General features: G+C 55.8%; 28 protein-coding genes. 25 read left to right on the top strand and 3 right to left on the bottom strand.

Translation table 11 applies throughout. From position 1 onward, the window contains the following. Positions 1-33: 33 nt before the first annotated feature. From RYB09_RS25890 to RYB09_RS25780, 23 genes are all read left to right on the top strand, one after another. Positions 34-276: a hypothetical protein gene (locus tag RYB09_RS25890; protein ID WP_005782484.1), complete on the top strand. Its 243-nt coding sequence runs from the start codon at positions 34-36 to the stop codon at positions 274-276. Between the two features lie 12 nt (positions 277-288). After that, positions 289-993, top strand: coding sequence for a lytic transglycosylase domain-containing protein (locus RYB09_RS25885; RefSeq protein WP_005782481.1), 705 nt, complete (start codon positions 289-291; stop codon positions 991-993). After that, a complete protein-coding gene (locus RYB09_RS25880) occupies positions 993-1,328 on the top strand; it encodes a hypothetical protein (protein WP_005782479.1) in 336 nt (111 codons plus the stop codon). The genes RYB09_RS25885 and RYB09_RS25880 overlap by 1 nt, the downstream gene beginning before the upstream one ends. Before the next feature lie 12 nt (positions 1,329-1,340). Further along, positions 1,341-1,829, top strand: coding sequence for a VirB3 family type IV secretion system protein (locus tag RYB09_RS25875; protein WP_005782477.1), 489 nt, complete (start codon positions 1,341-1,343; stop codon positions 1,827-1,829). Beyond that, the gene (locus RYB09_RS25870) at positions 1,732-4,230 is read left to right on the top strand and encodes a VirB4 family type IV secretion system protein (protein ID WP_223886542.1); all 2,499 of its coding nucleotides are present in this window, start codon (positions 1,732-1,734) and stop codon (positions 4,228-4,230) included. The genes RYB09_RS25875 and RYB09_RS25870 overlap by 98 nt, the downstream gene beginning before the upstream one ends. Continuing rightward, a complete protein-coding gene (gene virB5, locus RYB09_RS25865) occupies positions 4,227-4,907 on the top strand; it encodes a P-type DNA transfer protein VirB5 (RefSeq protein WP_005782474.1) in 681 nt (226 codons plus the stop codon). Before RYB09_RS25870 ends, virB5 begins: the two co-directional genes overlap by 4 nt. A gap of 15 nt (positions 4,908-4,922) precedes the next feature. Further along, complete coding sequence (locus tag RYB09_RS25860) at positions 4,923-5,129, top strand: hypothetical protein (protein ID WP_005782472.1); 207 nt, start codon at positions 4,923-4,925, stop codon at positions 5,127-5,129. A gap of 26 nt (positions 5,130-5,155) precedes the next feature. After that, positions 5,156-6,100, top strand: coding sequence for a type IV secretion system protein (locus RYB09_RS25855; protein WP_010199857.1), 945 nt, complete (start codon positions 5,156-5,158; stop codon positions 6,098-6,100). A gap of 60 nt (positions 6,101-6,160) precedes the next feature. After that, positions 6,161-6,463, top strand: a complete 303-nt coding sequence (locus RYB09_RS25850) for a conjugal transfer protein (protein WP_080034376.1) — start codon at positions 6,161-6,163, stop codon at positions 6,461-6,463. 37 nt (positions 6,464-6,500) lie between these two features. Continuing rightward, entirely contained in the window at positions 6,501-7,289 is a 789-nt protein-coding gene (locus RYB09_RS25845; protein WP_010199854.1) for a virB8 family protein, read from the top strand. Next, complete coding sequence (gene virB9, locus RYB09_RS25840; protein ID WP_005782466.1) at positions 7,279-8,088, top strand: P-type conjugative transfer protein VirB9; 810 nt, start codon at positions 7,279-7,281, stop codon at positions 8,086-8,088. Before RYB09_RS25845 ends, virB9 begins: the two co-directional genes overlap by 11 nt. Further along, a complete protein-coding gene (locus tag RYB09_RS25835; protein ID WP_010199849.1) occupies positions 8,075-9,445 on the top strand; it encodes a TrbI/VirB10 family protein in 1,371 nt (456 codons plus the stop codon). Before virB9 ends, RYB09_RS25835 begins: the two co-directional genes overlap by 14 nt. A 9-nt stretch (positions 9,446-9,454) precedes the next feature. Beyond that, a complete protein-coding gene (virB11, locus tag RYB09_RS25830; RefSeq protein WP_005782462.1) occupies positions 9,455-10,486 on the top strand; it encodes a P-type DNA transfer ATPase VirB11 in 1,032 nt (343 codons plus the stop codon). A 9-nt stretch (positions 10,487-10,495) separates the two neighbouring features. Continuing rightward, positions 10,496-10,852: a hypothetical protein gene (locus RYB09_RS25825; protein ID WP_010217013.1), complete on the top strand. Its 357-nt coding sequence runs from the start codon at positions 10,496-10,498 to the stop codon at positions 10,850-10,852. Positions 10,853-10,971: 119 nt separating this feature from the next. Next, complete coding sequence (locus tag RYB09_RS25820) at positions 10,972-11,289, top strand: hypothetical protein (RefSeq protein WP_005782454.1); 318 nt, start codon at positions 10,972-10,974, stop codon at positions 11,287-11,289. 9 nt (positions 11,290-11,298) lie between these two features. Next, complete coding sequence (locus tag RYB09_RS25815) at positions 11,299-11,532, top strand: hypothetical protein (protein WP_005782456.1); 234 nt, start codon at positions 11,299-11,301, stop codon at positions 11,530-11,532. Beyond that, positions 11,532-13,184 (top strand): type IV secretory system conjugative DNA transfer family protein, encoded by a 1,653-nt coding sequence (locus RYB09_RS25810; protein WP_010217011.1) that lies wholly within the window; start codon positions 11,532-11,534, stop codon positions 13,182-13,184. The genes RYB09_RS25815 and RYB09_RS25810 overlap by 1 nt, the downstream gene beginning before the upstream one ends. A 40-nt stretch (positions 13,185-13,224) precedes the next feature. Beyond that, positions 13,225-13,587: a TrbM/KikA/MpfK family conjugal transfer protein gene (locus RYB09_RS25805; protein WP_005782555.1), complete on the top strand. Its 363-nt coding sequence runs from the start codon at positions 13,225-13,227 to the stop codon at positions 13,585-13,587. Between the two features lie 27 nt (positions 13,588-13,614). Then, the gene (locus tag RYB09_RS25800) at positions 13,615-15,780 is read left to right on the top strand and encodes a type IA DNA topoisomerase (RefSeq protein WP_005782553.1); all 2,166 of its coding nucleotides are present in this window, start codon (positions 13,615-13,617) and stop codon (positions 15,778-15,780) included. Positions 15,781-15,807: 27 nt separating this feature from the next. Further along, on the top strand, positions 15,808-16,575 hold the full coding sequence (locus RYB09_RS25795) for a hypothetical protein (RefSeq protein WP_010199959.1): 768 nt from the start codon (positions 15,808-15,810) through the stop codon (positions 16,573-16,575). 64 nt (positions 16,576-16,639) lie between these two features. Then, positions 16,640-17,245 (top strand): single-stranded DNA-binding protein, encoded by a 606-nt coding sequence (locus RYB09_RS25790; RefSeq protein ID WP_005782548.1) that lies wholly within the window; start codon positions 16,640-16,642, stop codon positions 17,243-17,245. A 305-nt stretch (positions 17,246-17,550) separates the two neighbouring features. After that, the gene (gene stbB / locus RYB09_RS25785) at positions 17,551-18,285 is read left to right on the top strand and encodes a StbB family protein (RefSeq protein ID WP_005782546.1); all 735 of its coding nucleotides are present in this window, start codon (positions 17,551-17,553) and stop codon (positions 18,283-18,285) included. Then, entirely contained in the window at positions 18,282-18,854 is a 573-nt protein-coding gene (locus RYB09_RS25780) for a hypothetical protein (RefSeq protein WP_005782544.1), read from the top strand. The genes stbB and RYB09_RS25780 overlap by 4 nt, the downstream gene beginning before the upstream one ends. A 26-nt stretch (positions 18,855-18,880) precedes the next feature. On the opposite strand, the gene RYB09_RS25775 is transcribed toward RYB09_RS25780, so the two are convergent. Beyond that, positions 18,881-19,303: a hypothetical protein gene (locus RYB09_RS25775; RefSeq protein ID WP_232505829.1), complete on the bottom strand. Its 423-nt coding sequence runs from the start codon at positions 19,301-19,303 to the stop codon at positions 18,881-18,883. Positions 19,304-19,644: 341 nt separating this feature from the next. On the opposite strand from RYB09_RS25775, the gene RYB09_RS25770 reads away from it, so the two are divergent. Further along, positions 19,645-20,370 (top strand): plasmid mobilization protein, encoded by a 726-nt coding sequence (locus tag RYB09_RS25770; protein WP_005782540.1) that lies wholly within the window; start codon positions 19,645-19,647, stop codon positions 20,368-20,370. Between the two features lie 202 nt (positions 20,371-20,572). Here RYB09_RS25770 and RYB09_RS27385 read toward each other — a convergent pair whose 3' ends face one another. Together RYB09_RS27385 and RYB09_RS27380 are read right to left on the bottom strand one after the other, a co-directional pair. Continuing rightward, complete coding sequence (locus RYB09_RS27385) at positions 20,573-20,806, bottom strand: hypothetical protein (RefSeq protein ID WP_005782538.1); 234 nt, start codon at positions 20,804-20,806, stop codon at positions 20,573-20,575. Between the two features lie 192 nt (positions 20,807-20,998). Continuing rightward, positions 20,999-21,283 (bottom strand): hypothetical protein, encoded by a 285-nt coding sequence (locus RYB09_RS27380; protein WP_005782537.1) that lies wholly within the window; start codon positions 21,281-21,283, stop codon positions 20,999-21,001. 73 nt (positions 21,284-21,356) lie between these two features. Here RYB09_RS27380 and RYB09_RS25760 point away from each other — a divergent pair, with 73 nt between their 5' ends. Continuing rightward, a complete protein-coding gene (locus RYB09_RS25760) occupies positions 21,357-21,776 on the top strand; it encodes a hypothetical protein (protein ID WP_005782536.1) in 420 nt (139 codons plus the stop codon). The last annotated feature ends 250 nt before the right edge of the window (positions 21,777-22,026 follow it).

Genomic DNA, 22,026 nt, shown 5'->3' with positions numbered 1-22,026 from the left:
TTTTTTGCGTTCTCACAGCCCTTAGGAGTTCCCATGGCGTCATCCGAAGATGAAGCAACCACCAAGACATCAAGCGTATATATCCGACCGATTAGGGTGGAGGCGCTGAATAAAGCTGCGATACGGGTGAGCTATGAAACCCAAAGCTCCAGGCAGATTTCACCCTCGGAGCTCGCTCGGTATCTGATCGATAATTTTCTTGAAATGGCCGTTGGGCAACTGATTGAAGACTCCAAAAAACAGGTACCCGGCAAACCTCTTACGGCCCCAGATTAAAAGGAACCTGTAATGCTCACCACCAGTGCCTTTCTGGCCCTGGCTATGCAATGCGCTCCCTCGATACACCCAGACACGCTGACTCCCATCGTCAAGACAGAGTCTTCCTTCAATCCCTATGCCATTGGCGTGGTCGGCAAAGTGTTGCCGCGTCAACCGCAAAGCCTGGATGAAGCTGTTTTGGTGGTGAAGCAGCTGGTGGAGGAGGGCGCTAATTTCAGCATCGGCCTGGGCCAAATTAACCGGCAGCATTTCGATGTCAACCGACCTGAATCAGTATTTGAACCCTGCACCAACCTGCGCATGTCCGCCGCTGTTCTTGAACAGTGCTATGCAGTGGCCAGCGCCAAGGAGCCTAACCGGCAGGCCGCGCTTCATAAGGCTATTTCCTGCTACTACAGCGGCAACCCCAAAGGCGGATTCAAGGCTGAGGCAGCTTTTGGCGGCAGCAGCCATGTGCAGCGTGTGCTGGCCAACGCAGGCGGTACCACCGTGACCGTCCCTGCGCTGGAAGGCTCCGCTGAGCCAAGCCAGCTCCAGCGCGCTCAGGCCCCGGCATCCGCCGTTGAGCCGACCTATGAAAGCTGGGACGTGCTGCGCCAGTACCCGCGCTATCTGCCACCTGCACCACCGTCTGTTTCTGCTCCACCGGCTTCGCCAGCTCCACCAGCTGTATCCCCTGAAGAACCCTCAACTCTCCCTAAAGAGGATCAATGATGATCAAACGTACCCTTGTGCCCAACAAAGGCGAGCTGGGCATTCTGCTGGTGGCTCTGGCCTACCTGCCCGGTATCGCCTCCGCTGACTGGCTCAGCACGCTGAACCAGTGGGGCAGCAATATCCGCCTGGGCCTTTACACCCTGGCGGGCACCCTAGGCCTGATTTGCCTGATCTGGTCAGGTGCCAAATGGCTGATTGCTCGCTCCTCGGGCGATCGCTCGCACACCTTCATGGACTACCTGGAGCAGGTGGGTGTGCTGCTGGTCGTTGGTGGGTCTGTACTCCTCGGCACAGCGGCTTGGCAGGTGTTCGGCACCGGCGTGCCGGGTTGACCAGGAGCGTTTATGGCCAGTAACGAAGTACTCAAGAAACTGACCTTCGAAAGCTACAACGCCATGAGTCGGCCTGCGATGTTCTGGAACATTCCCATCATGCCGATGGTGGGGTTGCTGATGGGCGGCTTGGTCTTCGGTGTTGCCGCGACGTTCCTGCTGTCCTGGGTGTGGGGCCTGGTTGCTGCCTCCCCGTTCCTGATTGCCCTCATCGCCTTGAGGGTTGTGGGCCTGATCGATCCTCAGTATTTGCGCCGTATCCGCTTTGCACGGCGGCGTCTCTGGCTGAATCTCAAGTACGGCAAACCGTTATTGCTGACCCCTTTTAATCCGCAATGGAGTGAATTCTATGGCGCACGATTTTCACACAAGCGTTATGCCCCCGGAAAAGAAAGTGCCATTCATGCGCTATCCGGTCCACGAACACATGGTGACACTGCCCGGCAACCGCTTGGTGAGTCTTATCCAGCTGAAGGGGGTTTCCAGCGAAACCCGCAGTGATAACGAACTGATCCAACTGTTTCACAACCTCAACCGCTACTTCCTGGCCCTGGGCAAGAAGGAAGGCAAGCACCTGATGCTGCAAACCTACATCACCAAGACTGGCATCGAGCTGGACACGCAATACACCTTGCCACTGCCCGCGCTTCAGGACTTTGTGGACGCTTACACCGCACCGTTTCGCAACGGCACCTTCTTCCAGGTCGGGTACAGCATTGCCCTGATCCTCAAGTACCGAGAGGTGGATGAAGGGATCGAGCGTATGAGCGATCTGTTGTCGCTCTCCTCAACGTTGCTGGCCGAATATGACCCGGTCATCATGGGCCTTGAGGAAAACGAACACGGTGCATTGTTCTCGCAGATCGGGCGCTACTTCAGCCTGTTGATCAACGGGCACGAAAAAGACGTGCTGGTCAGCGACACCCGCTTGGGTGACGCGATCATTGATAGCGTCACCAACTTTGAAAACTACGATTTTGTCGAGAACCGGCCCAACCGGGGTGGTCAGCGTTTCGCGACTACCTTTGACCTGCGCGACTACCCCAGTGGCGGTACCTACCCCGGTATGTGGGACGAGGCCATCGAGCAGCAGTTCGAGTTCACCCTGGTGCAAACGTTTCTGTTCGAAGACCGTAACAAGGCCAAGGACAAATTCAAAAAGCACGTGGCGGATCTGGGCTCGGTCGAGCGTGATTCAAAGCAAACCGAGGAGCTTGAAAATGCCGTCGATGCCATCACCCTGGGCGACAAGGCGTTTGGTCGTTATCACGCCTCGCTGATCGTCTACGGCAAAACCCCGGACCAGGCCATCGAGAACGGCACGAAAATGGCGTCGGTGTTTACGGTGCGTGACGCTACCTTTGTGCGCTCGACCATGAGCAATATCGACACCTGGTACACGCAGTTCCCCGGTGTGACCGAGGCCATGTACCCGATGATGAAATCGACCGAGAACTTGGCGTGCAGCTTTTCCCTGCACTCTACCCCCACGGGCAAGGTCAAGGGCAACCCCATTGGTGACGGAACCGGGCTGATGCCCATGTTGACGGTCAACAAGGCGCTGTATGTCCTCAACGTTCATGACAGCCCGCCCGGCCAGAACAACCTCGGTGAAATGCTGCCAGGTCATGCGGTTTACACAGGCCAAACCGGGGTGGGTAAAACCACCGCCGAGGCCATCCTGCTGACCTTTCTCAGCCGCTTCGATCCGCTGATTTTCGGCATCGACTACAACGAGTCTTTGAGACATTTGCTGTGTGCATTGGGAGCCGAGTATTACACCGTGCAGCCTGGCCACTTCACCGGCATCAATCCGTTTCAGTTTCACGACCGTCCTGGGTTACGGCAAATGCTAATCGACCTGGTGCTGTGCTGCGCCGGTGGTCCTGCGAAGACCGATGAAGCCGAACAGCGCACGATCAAAGATTCGGTTGAAGCGGTCATGGCGCATACCAATGTGCGTCTCCGGGGCATGTCGCTGCTGCTGCAAAACATCCCCCTACGAGGTGGCAATTGCCTGCACACCCGGCTATCGAAATGGTGCCGTTTGGCCGGTGAAGGCCGCGAAGGGCAATACGCCTGGGTACTGGACTCGCCTGTCAACCAGTTCGATGCGCAGACCTACCGGCGTCTGGCCTTCGATTGCACGCAGCTGCTCAAAAACGGCTACGCCGAGAAGCACCCGGAAGTAATGGAAGCGTTTCTGAACACGTTGTTTTACATGAAACGCGAAATGCACGAAGCCCGCCCCGGCAATCTGCTGTTGAACATGGTGGCCGAGTTCTGGGCACCGCTGTCATACAAGAGTACGGCAGACGCCCTGCAGGAGGTCTTGCAGAGCGGTCGTATGCGCGGGGAAATCCTGATCATGGACACCCAGTACCCCGAGCAAGCACTGGCGACGCCTTACGCGGCAGCCGTCATTCAGCAAGTGACAACGCCTATCTGGCTGCCTAACAAGAAAGCCCAAGCCGAGAGCTACGCCAAGTTTGGTGTCACCGGCAAAGTTTTCGAGGCTGTGCGTGATATGGGGCCGCTGAGCCGAGAAATGGTGGTGCAACAGGGTCACCAGACGGTGAAGCTGAAAATGGAGCTGGACGGCCCGCTCAAGTATTGGTTGCCGCTGTTATCTGCCACCCAAAAGAACCTGGCGGTGGCCGAGCGTATTCGGCAACACCTGCGCACGACCGATCCCACGGTGTGGGTCGATGCGTTCCTGGTGGCCGAGGCGGTGCGCCAATGGTTGAACACCGACGATCCCGCCGTGTGGCTGCCTGCGTTTAACTATGCCGAGGGCTTACGCCAGTCCATGAACACGCGGGATGCACAGCGCTGGATGCCTGCCTTTCAAAAAGCCTGGAAAGCCCTTCAGGAACAGAATGAAGTCGAGGTTTCGTCATGAAAAAACACGCGATTGCTTGTGCGCTGAGCGCGCTCATGTTGACTACCGCCCTGCCTGCTGCGCATGCGGCAGTACCAGGCATTCCTGTCCTGGATCCATCCAACCTGCTTGTGCTGAAAGCGAATGCGCTGGCCCAGGCCAAGCAGGCGATGGACGCGCTTACCACGGCCAAGGACGCCATCACCCAGACCGCGCAGCAATACAACCATTACAAAAGCATCATCACCGGCAATGACATGTTGGGTGGGTTCCTGAACGACCCCGCCTTGAACAAAGTCATGCCCATGGGGGATTGGGCAGATATTTACAGCACGGGCCGGGACATCGCCAGTTTGCGTGACCGCTACGGCTTAACCTCGGATAATGCCAGCGTGCAGGCGAAATTCGACCAGATGATGTCGGTTGCCGATGCGCTGGAGCGCAATTACAACGCCAGCACTGAACGGGTCAAGAACGCCGAGCTGCTTCGGGCCCGGTTGAACGAGGTGACGACCCCACAACAGAAGGAGGATTTACAGCTGCGTTACCAGCAGGAGCTGATCGAGCAGCAAAACCAGCAGATGAGGCTGGCCAATATGCAGATGCTTAAACAGCAGCAAGAGAAAATGGAAAACGAAAAACGTGCACAAGACATAAGTGATTACTATTTTGGGAAGTCAACTGTGATGCCCCAATAGACAAGGACTAGTGATATGAAATATCTGATTATAGCGTTTTCAATGGCATCGATGATTGCGATCAGCGGTTGCGATGACCACAGTCAGCAAAGCAAGGTTCAGGCCGCACGCGATGCTCGATATGTGGAGAATAAAAAACGCGAAGTTCAGATTCAGGACTTTTTAACCGGCAAAACTAAAGAATATCCTGTTTTCAAAGACGAGGTTCCACCCGATAAATAGATGCTGTTGCTAAAAGGTGTTATGCAATGCACATTACACAACAAATGTATGATTTTTGGGACTTAGCACTACAAAGTGTGGTGCTAACCAAAATGTCCGTGGTTTTATTGGCTTTGAATGCGGCAGTAGGGACGTTTTGGTTGGTGCATTTCACATTCCGTAGCTTCAGTTGGATGTGGCAAGGCATGACTAGCACCTTCCAAGAGGTTTTTTTTGAAATTCTCAAGGTTGCGTTCATTTGCGGCTGTGCGTTCAACGTCCAATGGTACTGGAGCACTATAGTGCCGGTCATAACGGGCTTTCCATCATGGATGGGGGGTGTGCTTTCAGGGCAAGACGGTAGCCAGATGAACCAGATTGATTCTATGGTGGTCGTCTATCTTGAGAACTTAAATAAGCTGTTTGATATCTTCAAGGTTGATCTTTGGGATGTCGACCTCAAAACTATTTATCTTGGAGGGCAAGCGTTAGTTATTTATTTAATAGCTGGCATTCCATTCATGCTGACGGCCTCTGGCACAATCGTGGTGCTGAAAGCTGCCAGTACCGTCATATCAGCAGTCGGGCCATTGTTCATAGTCTTCGCTCTGTTTGCGCAAACGAAGCAATGGTTTTGGGGGTGGGTTTCAGTTATGGCAGGATTTATGCTGACCCAAGTGTTGTTCGCCGCGGTCATTGCATTGGAACTCAGCTTTATAAACTCGTACATCATAGTAAATGGCAAGATAGATCTGAGTCTTACAGGCAACTTTGTAATGCTTTTGTGCTTCTCGGCATTTACGCTTTTAGCCGTGGAACTGCCTAATTACGCGGCAACCATCATGGGAGGCACCCCTGTATCCGCTACTGGAATAGGAGGGATTATTGCAAAGGGTTCAGGACTTGGCAGTGCTATGAACAGTGCACGCGCAGCGAAAAGCATAGGTGAGAAGATCGCCGCCAAGATGAAAGGTCGTAACAAAATCTCTTAGCCCCTCGAACACAAGCTTTCAACTGCTCCCCCCTCTCTCGCAACAACGGGTAATCCAACTATGAATTTCAAACTTGCTTTGAGCGGGCTGCTTTCGGCTGCCTTGCTGTCAGGGTGTGGCTCTGCACCCAAACTGTCCGAACCGGAAGGGCAATGGGAAGACATGCCCTTCACCCATGCCCCCGTGCCTCGCGCTGCCCCCGTGACAACGCCTGCTCCCGTGCCTGGCCGGGTGCTGCCAGCAGCGAGCCCTTCGCCCAAGGCCCAGTTGCTCAATACCACCAGTCCAAAGCGTTCGGCAACCGCCCCCCCGGCAAAGCCCGCCGAGGCCCCACCCAACGAATCCAAATGCTCCGCGAACTGATCCGCGCAGCACGTGTTTGTCCAGGTTTAGGTGACTTATGAAAAAGTTTCGAAAATCCAAAGAGGACGTGATCGAGCAGGAGCGGCAACTGGCCGCCCGTACCAGCATCGACGCGGCCACCGCACAAGAAATCAGCCTGGTTGAACAGGCTTGGATTCATGCAGCGCGGTTCTTTGAAAAAAGCATCGCCGCCGATGAAAAGGCCAAGACCAAACGAGCAACGCGGTTGAATTATGTGTTTGGGTCCATTGCCGTCATGTCAGTTGCCGCCGTGATGGGCCTGACCCCGCTCAAGACCGTTCAACTTGGCCTGGTACGGGTCGACAGAAACTCCGGCTACACGGATGTGGTGTGGGCCGACGACAAAGGCAAGCCACAAGAGCAGATCGATGACGAGTTCTGGCTTTCCGCGTACACGCGATTCCGCGAGAGCTACAACTTTTCGAGTAACGATGCCAATTACGGCATGGTCAAGTTGATGTCCTATGACGAGACCTTCACGGAGTACCGCAACTTCCAATTGTCCTCCAAGGGCTATCTGGAAGTGCTGGGGACCAACCGGCAAATACGCACGGATATCAACAATATCAACTTTCTTGAGCGTAAAGATCGGGAAGGCACAGCCCAGGTGCGAATCACCAAAACCGTGCTGGACCGCAACGGCATCCCCGATCCTCAGCTGCACCCGGTGACCTGGGTGGCCACAGTGACCTACGACTACAAAAACCCTGCGAAAAAAGCCGGTGACCAGTGGCTAAACCCCCGTGGCTTCGGGATCAAGGCCTACACAATGACCCAGGAAGTGGGGGTGTCCAATGGTAAATAAAGCCGCTTCAGGCCTCACCGCTTTGTTGCTTCTGACGTCCGGCCTACCGGCCTCTGCCGAGAGCATGGGCACCGGTTCATCACTGGATCGGCGCGTACAGGCGGCCATTTACTCCCCTGACGAGGTATTTAGGGTGCAAACGACAGTTGGCCGGGCATCGCTCATTCAGCTCCAATCCAACGAGACGATCAACCAAGATACGGGCCTCATGATCTCGGGCGATCCGAAAGCCTGGTCTATTGGCCCAAACAAAGCGGGCAACATGGTTTCGCTTAAGCCGATCACTGATCAGGAGCCGGATACGAACCTGACCATTAACACCAATCGGCGTACATACCTGATTGAGCTGAAGCTGGTCAAGCGCAAACAAGACTCGACGTATCTACTGCGCTTCACCTACCCCGAGCCGCCGAAAAAGGCTGTCGCGGCTCGCCGTGACCCCAGCAACCCCTGCGACGGGCCGGTGCAAAACGGCCCCTATCAGAAGCGCTCCAATGCAGAGAGTCGATCCATAGCGCCCTATGAGGGCTGGGACAACGGCATGCTGACCTGCTTCCGCTTCACCGGCAATGGGCCGCGCCCGGTGCTGTACCAGGTTCTACCAGACGGCACCGAAACGGTGGCCGACATGCACAACGAACAGAACGTGGTCGTGGTGCATGGGGTCAGCCGATTGTTTCGGTTTCGCCTGAACGGTCTGCTTGTAGAGGCCCGGCCTACTGCTCAGGTGAACACGGGGTACAACTTCAACGGGACCACCACCGGCGAGATTCGGGAGCTCAAGCATGCAGAACAATGACAACGACCAGGCTCCGGAGAACACTCAAGGGCCGGACAGCATCGGGCCGCCCGAAGCAGCAGCGTCCACCGCAGCTTCTCCAGAACCGGCCCCGGTCTCCGAGCCTTCTAGCACACAGGCCCGTGGGGCCTTTGACGTGCGGGCCAAACGATCAGGCGATGCCCAAAACAAGAGAACGCTTTACCTGGGCCTGGTCGGGCTGGTGTTGGTTGGTCTGCTGGTGATAGGTGGACTCTGGTACTTCACCATTTCCCAGATGAAAACCACCGGCTCCGAGGTCGATGAAACCAACGTCAAGAAGGACGCGACCCTGGACGTGAATCTGGGCAGCGACGACAGCATGAAAAAGGCACGGGAAGCCAAGCTGGCCGCTGACAAAGCTGAGGAGGAAAAGCGAGCCCGAGCGGAAAGAGAGCGATTGGCCAAAGAGCAAAAGGATAAAGAGGATGCTGAACGCGGAAGAACCGGGCAGGACCACGCCGTTAGTGCGCCGCCACCGCCCGGCTCGCCCGGCCAGAAACCGCCTGAGGAACTGACCCCCCGGCAACGCAAACTGGGAGGTGAAATGTGGGTCACCTTTGAAGACGCGCAGGGTACTGGTGCTGGGAATACTCAGCCGCAACAGCCGTCCGGCGAGCAGCCATCACTGCCGCCTTCAATGTTGGGCGACATTCAGGGCGGATCGAGCAGCGGTCTGGGTGGTGAATCGTCCAGCAGAAAACGCAGCAGCCTGAGCAACCTGGGCGGTACCACCTTTGCCCCGGCCAAGGCGTACCTGGCACCGAACCGCAAGTACCTGGTCAGCCACAACACCTACACGCGCTGCGCGCTGTACACCGAAATCATCAGTACACACCCAGGAATGGTGGATTGTCGTCTGACCGATCCGCTGTATTCCGCTGATGGCTCCACGGTGATTGCGGCAGCAGGTGACAAGCTCACCGGTGAACAGACGGTTGAGGTTGGTCCAGGCGAAACCAGCGTGTTTACCACCTGGACCGAAATCGAAACCCAAGCGGGTGTGCGGGCCAAGATTGACAGCTTGGGTGCAGGCCCCATGGGAGCCAGCGGGACCGAAGCCTGGATCGATCGTCACTACATGCAGCGCTTTGGCGGTGCGGTGATGTTGTCGTTCATCCAGGACGCGCTTCAGGCCGCGTCCAACACGACGCAGAAAAGCTCGGGGTCTGGAGGTTACACGGTGAACAACAGCGAGCAGAACGTGGAGAGCATGGCCAACAAGGCGTTGGACAGCACCATCAACATTCCGGACACCGGGAAACTGCTGCCTGGCACCGTGATCACCGTCATCGTGGCCCGCGACATCGACTTTTCATCGGTTTTCGAGAACCGCTAAGGAGTATTCATGACTGAAGAGCAAGGACTTACCGAAGACACGCTGGTCCAAGACTTCCTCGACCAGGCAGGTGCCACCGAGCGCCTAAATCGTCAGGGCACCAAGGACGTGGCCATCAACCGGCCTTACGAGCTGTGGGTGGACGGTCCAAACGGCTGGGAACACGAAGAAGCGCCTTGGCTCACCTACAATCTGTGCTGGCGGCTGGCCAATGCGCTCTGTGCGCTGAGATACCGCGTACTGGCTCCTCACTCACCGATTCACACTGTGAAATTACCTGGCGGGGAGCGGGGCCAGATCGTCATGGCCCCGGCGTGCGAAGAGGGCACCTTGTCGATGACGTTTCGAAAACCCTCTTTGGATCGCTTCACCCATATGGATTACGTCAACAGTGGCCGCTATGACCGAGCCAGGGCCATCGCTTCACCGATACTGACCCTGAAAGCCTGGCAGCGCGACATGCAGGAAGCCCACGCAGCCGGCGAGTGGCACCGATTCATGGAAATCGCGATCGCTAATCGCCAGAACATCATCATTTTTGGCGGGCCAGGGTCGGGTAAAACCACTTACGGCAAGTCGCTGATCGACATGTTTCCGGTTAACCGCCGCATGATCACGATCCAGGAAATACTGGAGGACCCCATGCCCTTCCACCCTAACCATGTGCATTTGCTCTATGGCCATGTGGTGACGCCCAAAGCCCTGGTGGCCAGCGCGATGCGGATGAAGCCTGACCACCTGTTTTTGGCCGAGCTGACCGGTGACGAGGTGTGGCACTACATCGAGATTCTGAACACCGGCACCAAGGGCACCGTGACCACTGCGCATGCCAATGACAGTGAAGCAGGCTATGCCCGTGTGTGCGGCCTGGTGAAGCAGTCACCAATCGGACTCGGCCTGGATTACGCGTACATCGAGCGCCTGGTGCGCACCTCATTTGACGTGGTCGTGTACATGGAAAACACCTACATCGAAGAAGTGCATTACGAACCCGAACACAAGCTGGCCTTGCTCAATGGCCAGCGTCAACGAGCTGCCTAGGAGAACGCCATGTGGTGGAAAATCTTGCTATCAATCGTATTCATGATGGCTGTGTGCTTCGTGATCGGGCTGTACGCAGGGGGGGCTATGTATCTGCACCTGACCCAAGGTCACTTCGCGGGCTTGGCCTGGGACACGCTATGGGAGACCCGCAAGCTGGCCTGGAACGACCGGCGGATGCTGTACGTGCCCTGGTCATGGTGTGTGACCGCTGCCCTCACCTTCTTGCCGGTCGGCATAACGCTGATGGCCCTTTTCGTGCGTTTGAAGCCCAAGACCTCGCTACACGGTGATGCCCGCTTTGCCAACAACCGCGAGCTGCGCCAGTTCGAGTACCAAGGTGAGTACAAGAACACCAGCAAGTAGGTAGTGCACCCGCATCGCCCCCTGATACATCCGCATTTTCAAACCATCCCACTGCACTGCCACGCAGACGGCTAGCACCGCCTGACGTCGAGCAGTGCCCGGATCACAAGGAAATACATATGAGCATATTTGCACCCCGCAACCCGTTCACACTGCCAGAGCTAGAAGAAAACGAAGTGGTTTTCCCCGCATCGTTGGTGAAAAGCGCATGCACGTTAGCTGCGCACTACATCGCAGCTCGTGAGCAAACCGACTCCGAAAGAGCGTCGAGCGTTGACCAGGATATCGGTGCGTTCTTGACCGAGGAATTTGCTACTCGTGATAGTCAGGTCTTGTTCCGAACACGGTTCATGACGCTGTTCGCTGATTGCAACGCTTCGTTTGGTGCGCTTAATCACTGGCACAGTAAGTGGGCCTATGAAGATGACCGGATCTAGGAGAGTGACATGAACGTTCGTACCGCACTGACCCTGTCCGCTGTGTTCATGCTGCCCCTGACCGGCTGCGCGACTCAGTCACAGCTTGATCGACAGGCGAACCAGCTCGAAGTCATCAGCGCCTCGCTCAAGCAGATCCAGGCCAACCAACAGGTGTCCATCGCTCTGCAACACCAGCAGGCCGCGCTTCAGGCTCAAAGCAACGAAGCTCAGGCGATTGAGCGTCAAGCGGGGAGCCGCTGATGGGCAAAGCTAAATCCAAACCCATCAGCTCGACTAACCCCCAAGAGCGGATCGAGGAGTACCCTGCATTCCTCTTGGGCAAGCACCCCACCAAAGACGTATTTTTGGCCAGCTATGGCCAACAGTTTGTGATGTTGGCTGCGCCTCCAGGCTCGATGAAAGGCGTCAGTGCGGTGATACCCAACCTGTTGAGCTACCCCGATTCAATGGTGGTCAACGATCCGAAGTTTGAGAACTGGGACATTACGTCAGGCTTTCGTGCCTCTGCTGGTCACAAAGTGTTCCGCTTTTCGCCCGAGCGCCTGGAAACGCATCGCTGGAACCCGGTCAGTGCCATTAACCGCGATCCTCTGTATCGGCTAGGCGATATTCGTACCCTGGCCCGCGTGTTGTTCGTCTCCGACAACCCCAAGAACCAGGAGTGGTACAACAAGGCCGGCAACGTTTTTACATCCATCCTGCTGTACCTGATGGAAACGCCGGAAATGCCCTGTACGTTGCCCCAGGCCTACGAAATTGGCTCATTGGGTACCGGGATAGGGACGTGGGCTCAGCAGATTATCGAATTGCGCAGCATCGGACCTAATGCGCTCAGCTTTGAAACCCTTCGAGAGCTTAACGGTGTGTACGAAGCATCGAAAAACAAGAGCAGCGGTTGGTCAACCACCGTGGATATCGTGCGCGACGTGTTGTCGGTGTATGCCGAAAAAACCGTGGCCTGGGCGGTGTCGGGTGACGACATCGACTTTGCCAAAATGCGCGAGGAGAAGACCACCGTTTACTTCAGCGTGACGGAAGGCAACCTGAAGAAGTACGGCCCGCTGATGAACCTGTTTTTCACCCAGGCGATTCGGCTCAATTCCAAGGTCCTGCCTGAGCAAGGCGGGCACTGCGCAGATGGCACGCTACGGTACAAGTACCAACTGGCCCTGATGATGGACGAATTTGCAATCATGGGCCGCATGGAAATCATGGAAACCGCGCCAGCACTGACCCGAGGTGCCGGTCTGAGGTTTTTCCTCATTTTCCAGGGCAAAGACCAGATTCGTGCCGTCTACGGAGAGGAAGCGGCCAACGGCATCATGAAGGCGATCCACAACGAAATCGTGTTCGCCCCCGGCGACATCAAGCTGGCCGAGGAGTACAGCAGGCGGTTAGGCAACACTACCGAGCGCGTTCATAACCAATCGTTGAACAGACAGAAGAATGAAATCGGTGCTCGAGGTCAAACAGACAGTTACAGCGAACAGGCCCGGCCCTTGTTGCTGCCCCAGGAGGTAAACGAGTTACCTTTTGACAAGCAATTGATTTTTGTCCAGGGCAACAGGCAAACAGAGCCAATGAAGATTCTGGCGCGCAAGATCATTTACTTCGAAGAGGACGTGTTCAAAGCGCGACAGAAGATGACCCCTCCGCCCTTGCCGGTTGGAGACGCAACCAAAATCGACGCGCTCACCGTGCCGGTACGCACCATTGAAGCCAAGGTCGCAGTGGCAGACACCAAGCCCATGCAGGCCGAACAACGGCAGCGCTGGAATCCCAAAGAAAAGGCCGCTAACGCCGTTCCGGAACAGCCAGATGCGGCTCAGCCAGTTGATGTCGAGCCCGATCCCGAGCCTGCGCAGGCTGACGATACCCCCGAAACGATGTAACACCCCCATCGGCGCACCCAAGCGCCTGCAGGAGCAAAACATGAATACCTACAGCAAAACGGCTGACCGCCAAGGTCAGGCCGCTGGCAACGCCGTGCCTGGTCGCGGCAAAACGCGAGTCTGCGCGCTGTTCGCAGTGTGCCTCCTGGGCAGTGGCTCAGCCTTAGCCGGTGACCCGTGCAAGTCCGTGCTTTGCCTCTACGGCAAGTTCGCCGGCAATAGCGGTAGCAGCGAGTGCCGAAGCGCCGAGCAGGACTACTTCAGCATCCTGGTCAAGAAACACGGGAACATCAAATGGAGCGAAACCGCTTCGGCGCGCCAGGACTACCTCAACAGCTGCCCCGGTGCTGATCAGAGCTACACCCAAAAAATCAACGACAAGTTCGGCAAGGTCCAGGGCTAGGCCCAAGATCCTGACAAGGAGAACACCATGCGAGTATTCATTGCGGAAAAGCCTGCCCTGGGCCAGGTCATTGCCGAGGCGCTGGGCACCGTCATACGCAAGGACGGCTATTTCGAGTGCGGCAGCAACAATATCGTCACCTGGTGCGTTGGCCACCTGCTTGAACTGGCCCCGCCCGAGGTTCACAACCCTGCCTATAAAAACTGGGTTCAGGCCGATTTGCCCCTGAGATTGCGCCCGGCCAAGTACCAACCCATTGCCCGTACTCGCGACCAGCTCAAAGTGGTCCAGCAGCTGATCGGTCGCGCCTCGGAAATCGTTCACGCCGGTGACCCGGACGACGAAGGCCAGTTGCTGGTCGACGAGGTCCTGGTGCATTTCGGCAACACCGCGCCGGTCAAACGCATCCTGATCAATGACATGAACGCCAATGCCGCCCGCAAAGCATTGGACGGCCTGCGCGACAACAGCGAGTTTTACGGCCTGTTCCAGAAGGCCCTGGCCCGCAGCATCGGCGATCAGCTCTACGGGTTCAACATGACCCGCGCCTGCACCCTGGCCGGTAGGGCCAAGGGTGTCAAAAGCGTGTTATCAGTGGGGCGCGTGCAAACCCCTATCCTGGGACTGATCGTGAACCGCTACCTGGCCAACAAGAGTCACGCCAGTGCGTTTTACTACACGGTTGCGGCAAGCCTGGCCTTCGGTAGCAGTCGTACCCAGGCCCGCCTGGTGGTGGCCGCGGATGCCCCGCTCGATGACAAGAACCGGATCACTGACGAGGCCTACGCCACCCAGGTGGCCGACGCGTGCCGGATGAAGCCAGCAGACGTGACCGAAGCCCGGGTGGAGGAGAAGCAAACGCCCGCACCTTTGCCGTTCGCGTTGCTGGACCTTCAGGTGTACATGAGCAAGACCCACAGCATCGATGCGGAGAAAACCCTAGCCCTGACCCAGGCACTGCGCGAGAAGTACAAGGCCATCACCTACAACCGTTCCGATTGCAGCTACCTGTCCGACGAACAATTTGCCGAGGCTCCGGAGACCTTGAACCTGCTAAGTCAGGCCCTGCCGGATTTGGCCGGGATGTTCACCGAGGTGAATTCGGAACGTAAAAGCCGGGCGTTTGACGACAGCAAGGTCTCGGCGCACACCGCGATCATCCCAACGGCAGTGAAGATCGACATTGCCCAGCTAAGTGACGATGAACGCGCCGTGTACCTGGCCATCGTCAAACGCTACGTCGCGCAGTTCTTGCCCGAGAAACGCTACCTCAGTGCCGAGGTGCGTTTTGGCGTGAACGGACACTCCTTCGTTGCGCGCTCCACCAAAGTGACGCAGCCAGGGTGGACGGCGCAGGTCACTGAAGAAAACGAGCAAGACGAAGACGCGTCGGACGCCGCCGAGGTCGCGAGCCCCTTCGATGCTCTGGCGGATATGAAAGTCGGTGACGCCGGGGTATGCGATGGCATTACGGTGGCCAAGGAAAAGACCAAGCCCCTGCCGCTTTATACCGAAGCCACGTTGCTCAAGGATCTGCAGCGCGTGGCCAAGTATGTGAAAGACCCGCGCATCAAGCAGCTGCTGATCGACCGTGACCAGGGCAAGAAAGGCGAGAACGGCGGCATCGGCACCCCGGCGACCCGTGGTGCGGTACTGGCCAAGTTGCAGGAGCGTGGTTTCTACGCGGTAGAGAAGAAAAAACTGATCCCCACCGCGTTGGGGCTGGAGTTCATTGCCGCGTTGCCAGCGATTGCGACCACGCCGGACATGACCGCGCTCTGGCATGAACAGCAACAGATGATCGAGGCCGGTGAACTGACCGTGGACGCGTTCCTGGACGAACTGGAGGACTTCATTGCCCACCAGGTGCAGAACGTGGACCTGGGCAACGTGCAGGGTGACGGCAAGCCGGTGCTGGACAGCCTGAACGCCCAGTGCCCCATGTGCGGCAGTGAACTGGCTGTCACCCCGCGAGTGATCGGCTGTCGCGCCTGCGCCTTCAAGTTCTACCCGGAAGTCAGCGGCAAGATGCTGTCCCCCGGCCAGATCGAGGCGCTGCTGACTACGGGCAAGACCGGTGTACTGAAGGGGTTTCACAGCAAGAAAACCGGCAAGTCCTTTGAAGCGGCCCTGAAGCTCAACCACGAAGCCAAGCTGGAATTCGTATACAGCCGCAAACCCACGCGCGCATGACCCCTCTCCTCAACGGAGGCATTTGCTATGTCAGACGAGAAATTACCCAAGGGAGCGTATGCCGCCCTTGAAGCGCTTCAGGCCCAGGCTGTAGCAGTAACAGCTTCGATTCCAAGCAATGACCTTGAAGCTGTGGCATTGGGCCGCAAGGCACTTGCGGACGCTCAGGCACAAATGGCGAAACATCCGAATTGGGTGGCCAAGATCATCAAGGCGCTGCTGATAGCCCCATTCGACGAAGTCACCATCCTGACCGCAGACGCTGATTGGCTTGCACAGACCTTTACCGAACGTGTTGCTCAGTGGCCACCTGGTGACACGATGACTGCGTACTGCCCCAACTGCGAAACCCCCGCAACTGTCGATATCGTCAACGTCAGGAAGTGGGAAATGACTTGGCGTCCAGTGGATTGCGACACCTGTTTTGCCGAGTTTGAGTTGTCGGCAGACGGCACAACAGCCTTGATATTGGCCCCTGCTGCGCAGTCTTCGGCCCGGGGCCGCGAGCTGTTGAAAACGACAATCCATTTTGATCCCGACGCTAGTAAAAACGCCCCCTACACCACTGCCGTTGAAATCTTGCTTGGTGGTGTGGGCCGTCTGATGTTTCCCGATGGCACCGAGCAGTTTGTGGACGATGACGCCGAACCGGCGCTGATCTATTCGCCACGCCTTCAGCCCGACGCCCTGGAGCAGTTCTGCGAAGAACACATGGATCGCTACGAGCGTTTTCATGAGGAACACGAAGCGCAATTGGCAGGCTTCGAACGTATCGCCATGGACGCCTTTTGGTAAATCCATAGGTCTCGTAACACCCCCTCACATCCCTTTAAGCACTCATTGAAGAAGGAGCGCAATCATGGCGCGTGGCATCAATAAAGTGATCCTGGTAGGCACCTGCGGACAAGACCCTGACTGTCGATACCTGCCCAACGGCACTGCGGTGACCAACCTGAGCCTGGCCACCAGTGAGCAGTGGACTGACAAGCAGAGCGGGCAGAAGGTCGAGAAGACCGAATGGCACCGCGTGTCGCTGTTCGGCAAGGTCGCCGAAATCGCCGGCGAATACCTGCACAAGGGTTCGCAGGTCTACATCGAGGGCAAGCTGCAAACCCGCGAATGGGAAAAGGACGGGATCAAACGCTACACCACTGAAATCGTCGTGGACATGCAGGGCACGATGCAGCTGCTTGGTGGCCGTCCACAGGGCGACTCCCCACAAGGGCAGACCGGCCACGGCAGCGGCGGCAGTGATCACCAGGAACCTCCTCGGCAGCAAGCCCCCCAACAAGCGGCGCCTGAAAAATCGTCCGGCAAAGGCAAAGCCGCATCAAAACCGCCACGTGCATCAGGCAAGCAGGCACAGGCCAAAGTGCCCGAACCGCAACCCGCTGGGGATTTTGACGGCAGTGATGACAAAATCCCGTTCATGGACCCCTATCGGTTCAACAGGATGTTGGTCTGACCCATCCGCACAGCGATCTTGCCCACGTCAGGTGCCGCGCTCCCGGCTCGTCGTGACGCGCTTTATCGTCGCGGCGAACGGAAGCACGGGCGCAGCGCACACTTGACGCTACCTCTTTCAGAAAGGCTCACCTTGGGAGTGTGGGGTAGCTTCACCACCCCGCGCTCCCGAGGTCAACGCGGCCGTTGCGAGATGACAAGGGCCGCGCCCTTGGTGTTCAAACCGCCCAGCATCAACATTTTTCAGATCAAGCACACCGGGTGGTGTTTACCCGGTGCGAACCCCTCTATTCAAGGATTACCCAGATGAAATTCATCAAAAAGAAAGTCGTGGTCATCAATTACACCGGCACCGTTGGCAAAACTACCATCGCGGCAAACCTGCTGTGGCCACGTATGGGCGGTGCGCCGCTCTATGCCATTGAGTCAATCAACGAAACGGCTGAGAACCTTGGCCTTGATGTTGAGAAGTTGCGCGGCAATGCTTTCCGCGAGCTGTTCAAACGACTCATGCTTGAGGATCAGGCAATCATCGATGTTGGAGCGTCCAACGTTGAAGATTTTATGGCCAACCTGGAAGAGTTTGATGAAGCCCATGAGGAAGTCGACTACTTCGTGATCCCGGTCACTTCAGGCACCAAGGAGCAAAAAGAAACGGTCAGTATGATTAGTAGCCTGGCCACACTTGGCGTACCCCCTGAAAAAATTCTTATATTGTTCAACCGTGTCAAAAAGGACGTGAAAACAGAGTTTCCGATTATTTTTGCTTTTCACCAGCGCGCCAGTGCCTTCACGTTGAATACTGAATGTGCCGTGTTCGAGTCAGAACTGTTTGATGCTTTGTCTATTCACCGCATTTCAATGCAAAGCATTATGGACGATGACACAGACTACAAAGAACTTCTCAAGGACAAAGAGGCTAGCGCACAAGAGCGTGATCGTTGGTCTGATATGTACGGACTGAAGCTCTTGTGTAAAGGCGTAAACCGCAAGCTTGATGGGGTTTTCGCCGCTCTGTTTGGCCTTGAGGTGATCAAATGAGTGAACATGAAACTATTCCCTCTACAGCGCGTGATGCTCTGATCATTGAGCTTTTGAGTGATGTAGGTCGTTTGCACGATGATGTAAAACGTATTCCGAAGCTGCTTGAACTATCCATGAGGGAATCACTGGATATTGTGGCCGACGCTGTAGAAGATGCGGAAGACACCGCGTTGCTTTTGCAAGAAACGACGAAGGAAGTCATTCAAGCGACTGCCGCCAAAGCAGGTGTGGACGTCGCTCTTGAAATGTCCACGGCCATTCACCAGAGTTTAGAGCGAGTGTTCGAACCTGCTTTGCAGCGCGCAGCGATTAAAATCGATGGCTTGGAAAAGCGAGTCAGCGCTTTATCCGGCAATTTTCGTGACACCCAGGCCTCACGGTTCAACTACATTGTCCTGGCGGGATTTGTGGCTGTGAGTATCGCGGTGGTTTGTGCAATGGGGTGGGTAGCGATCAAGGCTCAGGATGTTAATGAAACCAATCGATGGTTTTATCACGAATACAAAAAACAGCAGGCTGTCATTGATACGCTACCATCTGCCATTAAAAAACAGTTTGCACAGTAACTACTGAGCCAACAACCATTCAACTGTCATGGCTTGGAAGTTCTGTTTGCGTCACTGATGACTTCGGCCCAGTTCGTGTTTTCCACCTCCTCCCTGATCTGCTTCATGCTTTGCCTGAAGTTGGCTTGTGGCGTGGTCTTCTCGCCATTCAGCAATGCGGGTTTGCTGACCTCTGCGCTGTCGCTTTTGTCAGGAAGGGGGTGTTTAACCTGTCCTGCTCGTTTGTGGCTTTTCCGAATTCTGTACAGCGCCTGGTCGAAGTGACGAAGGCTGATCTCTAGTCCGGTATCCAACAGTTTCTGATGAATCACCGTCCTGCTCACACCTGAGTTCAGGGCGTTTTCGATCACGTCATACAGATCGCGGATTTGCGCAGTGTACGACCTAGCCTTGGTGTCCTGGGCCAATTCTGCCAATGCTTCACGCCTGTTTTCGGTTTCTTGAGCCACGATTTGCCCCTTGCTGCGTATGAATTGATGTAAATGTGATGTAAAACAGTCGTATTCGAGCGTAACACTAATGTAGAAAAACGCAATGCAAAGCAATACTGACGTAATACTGAGCATTTCTGATGCAATTCTGATGTAACCCTCAGGTTCACCCTGCTGACCCCCTATCTCGAATTCGCTAAACAGGCACGTTACCGATTGTCTACAAAAAAGAGCTTCGCCTTTTTCGTATCCAATCGACGTGCCAAAGGGGATACCCCTTTGAAACCCCGCAGAGCGGGAAAGCGTTGTCGTTGTCGTTGTTGGTTGTTGTCATCCAGGTGCCCTCAGGAGGTGATTTTGTGGCTGTAAAAGTGAACAAGTCGTGCCCCGTGTCATGCCGTTTCACGGATGAACAGTTCGCTCGGTTTGCCGAGGACATAGCTCAATCCGGCCTGAAGCCAGCCCGATTCTTTCGTGACCTGGTGATCAGCCATTCGCCTACCTTCGAGCGGTCCGCAATCGACAAAAAGCGGATGCAGCAGGTATTCGAAAAGTCCGGACATGCTCTAAACCGAGTTGCCTACTCCGCAAACTCGGCACCTTACAATGGCACCGTTTATCAAAAGCAGTATCTCCACTGGCTTAATAAGCTGAATGCTATTCAACAACTGTTGCTCACCGTGTTGTCCGAGACTGACCCGCCAAAACCGGCAAGGCCAGTCCATAACGGCAACCGTGGTTCACCTAACGTATCTGGCAAAAAAGTTCATATCATCCGGTTTCGACTCACCCAAGACGAAATGACCCAGTTTGATGACATGATCAAACGGGCGGGCTGTTCTGCATCAACCTTTTTTAGAGAGCTGATTTTAAATCCAACTCCGGTATTCAGAGAGTTTACCGGGTTTAGGAGAAGAATAGTATTCATCGTCAACAAAGCCGGTAACAACATTTCGCAGTTGGCTTATATCGCTAAATCAGCCAATGACAGGGGCCTCATTACCGACAGTGTGAGAGACAAATGGTATGAAGCGCTGGTGGTCATCGAAACGATTTTATTAGCAGGTATTGAATATGCTGATTAGAGTCAGTGGCTATAACACCGGGGCGCAGGAGTATTTAGAACAAGGCAACAAATCAGGTCGAGAGTTTACGCGTGATGAATTGGACCATCGGTTGATCATTGAGGGGCAGCTCAGTGTGACCAGGGCCATCTACGAAAGTATCCCGGACCATGGCCAAGATCGCTACCTTACGTTCACGCTAAGCTTCAAAGAGGACACGGTGTCACCTGAATTGCTCAAGGCAGTGACGACCGAGTTCAAGAACTTCTTTATGCATGCGTACAAGCCTGAAGAATTCAATCTGTATGCCGAAGCGCACTTGCCAAAAATGAAGACGGTCACTAATAGGAAAACCGGCGAGGTGATTGACCGCAAGCCTCACATTCATATCATCATTCCGCGTATCAACCTGCTGAGCGGCAACGAGGCCAATCCGGTCGATGTTTATAAGAATCATGAGAAGTATTTTGAAGCTTTTCAGGAGCACATTAACCAGAAGTACGGTCTGTCTTCACCGCGTGAGAATGTGCGTGCGGACATTACCGATGCGGCCAGTGTTTTGTCACGTTACAAGGGCGACGACTTTTACGGCAAGAACCGCCAGTTCAAACAGCAGTTGGTTAAGCAGGTCATTGAGCGCGGCGTAAATTCACGCGCCGATTTTTATGCCCTGGTAGCTGAGCACGGTGAAACACGCATCCGTAATGAAGGCAAGGACAACGAATACATCTCGGTCAAATTGCCGGGTGACGCAAAGGGCACGAATCTGAAAGACACCATCTTTCAGGATGACTTCATTGTCAGGCGTGAACTGAGAAAACCACCGCTTGAAGCCAGTGTGATCCAGGAACGCTTGCTTGCTTGGCCGCAGCGCGCAAGGGAAATCAAGTACGTCAACAAGGCCACCCCCAAGTTTCGCAAACAGTATTCCCAAGCTTCCCCTGAAGAGCGTGTTCGGCTACTGGCCGAGCGCGAAACCAATTTCTACCGAGCACATGGAGATGATTATGAATCAGTACACACCTGGCAACGACAGAGAGATAACCAGCGAAGTCCTGCTGAAACTACAGGGCGACGCACTGCGGCACCTGCCGATGGCTTGCAAGACCTGTCCGTCAGCGATGTGGCAGATCACAGGCAAGCCGGACCGACCCGAAGCCGTGACGGTGCGTTGTTACTGCCCAGTGATGCACACGTTCACGTGGGACAGTCGCAACCAGGAGGAGATTCTGGATTGCGATCATCTGTACCAGGAGGAGGACGAGGAAGGCGGGCCGGGTCCACAGCTGAGCGAGGAAGAGGAGGAAGCCAACCTGCCGCCGTTTCTCAGGAAACAAAGGGAACAGCAACGCCTGCAGGCGCAACAGGCCGACGACGAGCCGGAGCTGGAAAATCCCGAAACACCCGAGTACGAGCTGGACGTGTAGTCCCACCTTATGCCCAGAACCCCCACCGTGTCGCCACCATCGCTGACATCGAGGAGCGGGGCCGACGCCTGTTTGACCCGCTCAAGCGGCCTTCTGACAACGCGCTGGTGTTCTATCGATCATCCAGCCACCCACAGGTGGCCGACCAGTTGCCCCAGGCGAGGGCTGCGACGACAACGCCTGTCCAATCTACTGCCGGACGCAGGCCCCGGAGTTCAGGCAAGCCCCGCCCTCCCCGTCAATGGCGGCC

Source organism: Pseudomonas syringae group sp. J254-4, from assembly GCF_032586855.1.
Lineage (GTDB): Bacteria > Pseudomonadota > Gammaproteobacteria > Pseudomonadales > Pseudomonadaceae > Aquipseudomonas > Aquipseudomonas amygdali.
Note: the sequence above shows the minus strand (reverse complement) of the source record. Positions and strands in the feature narration are given on the sequence as shown.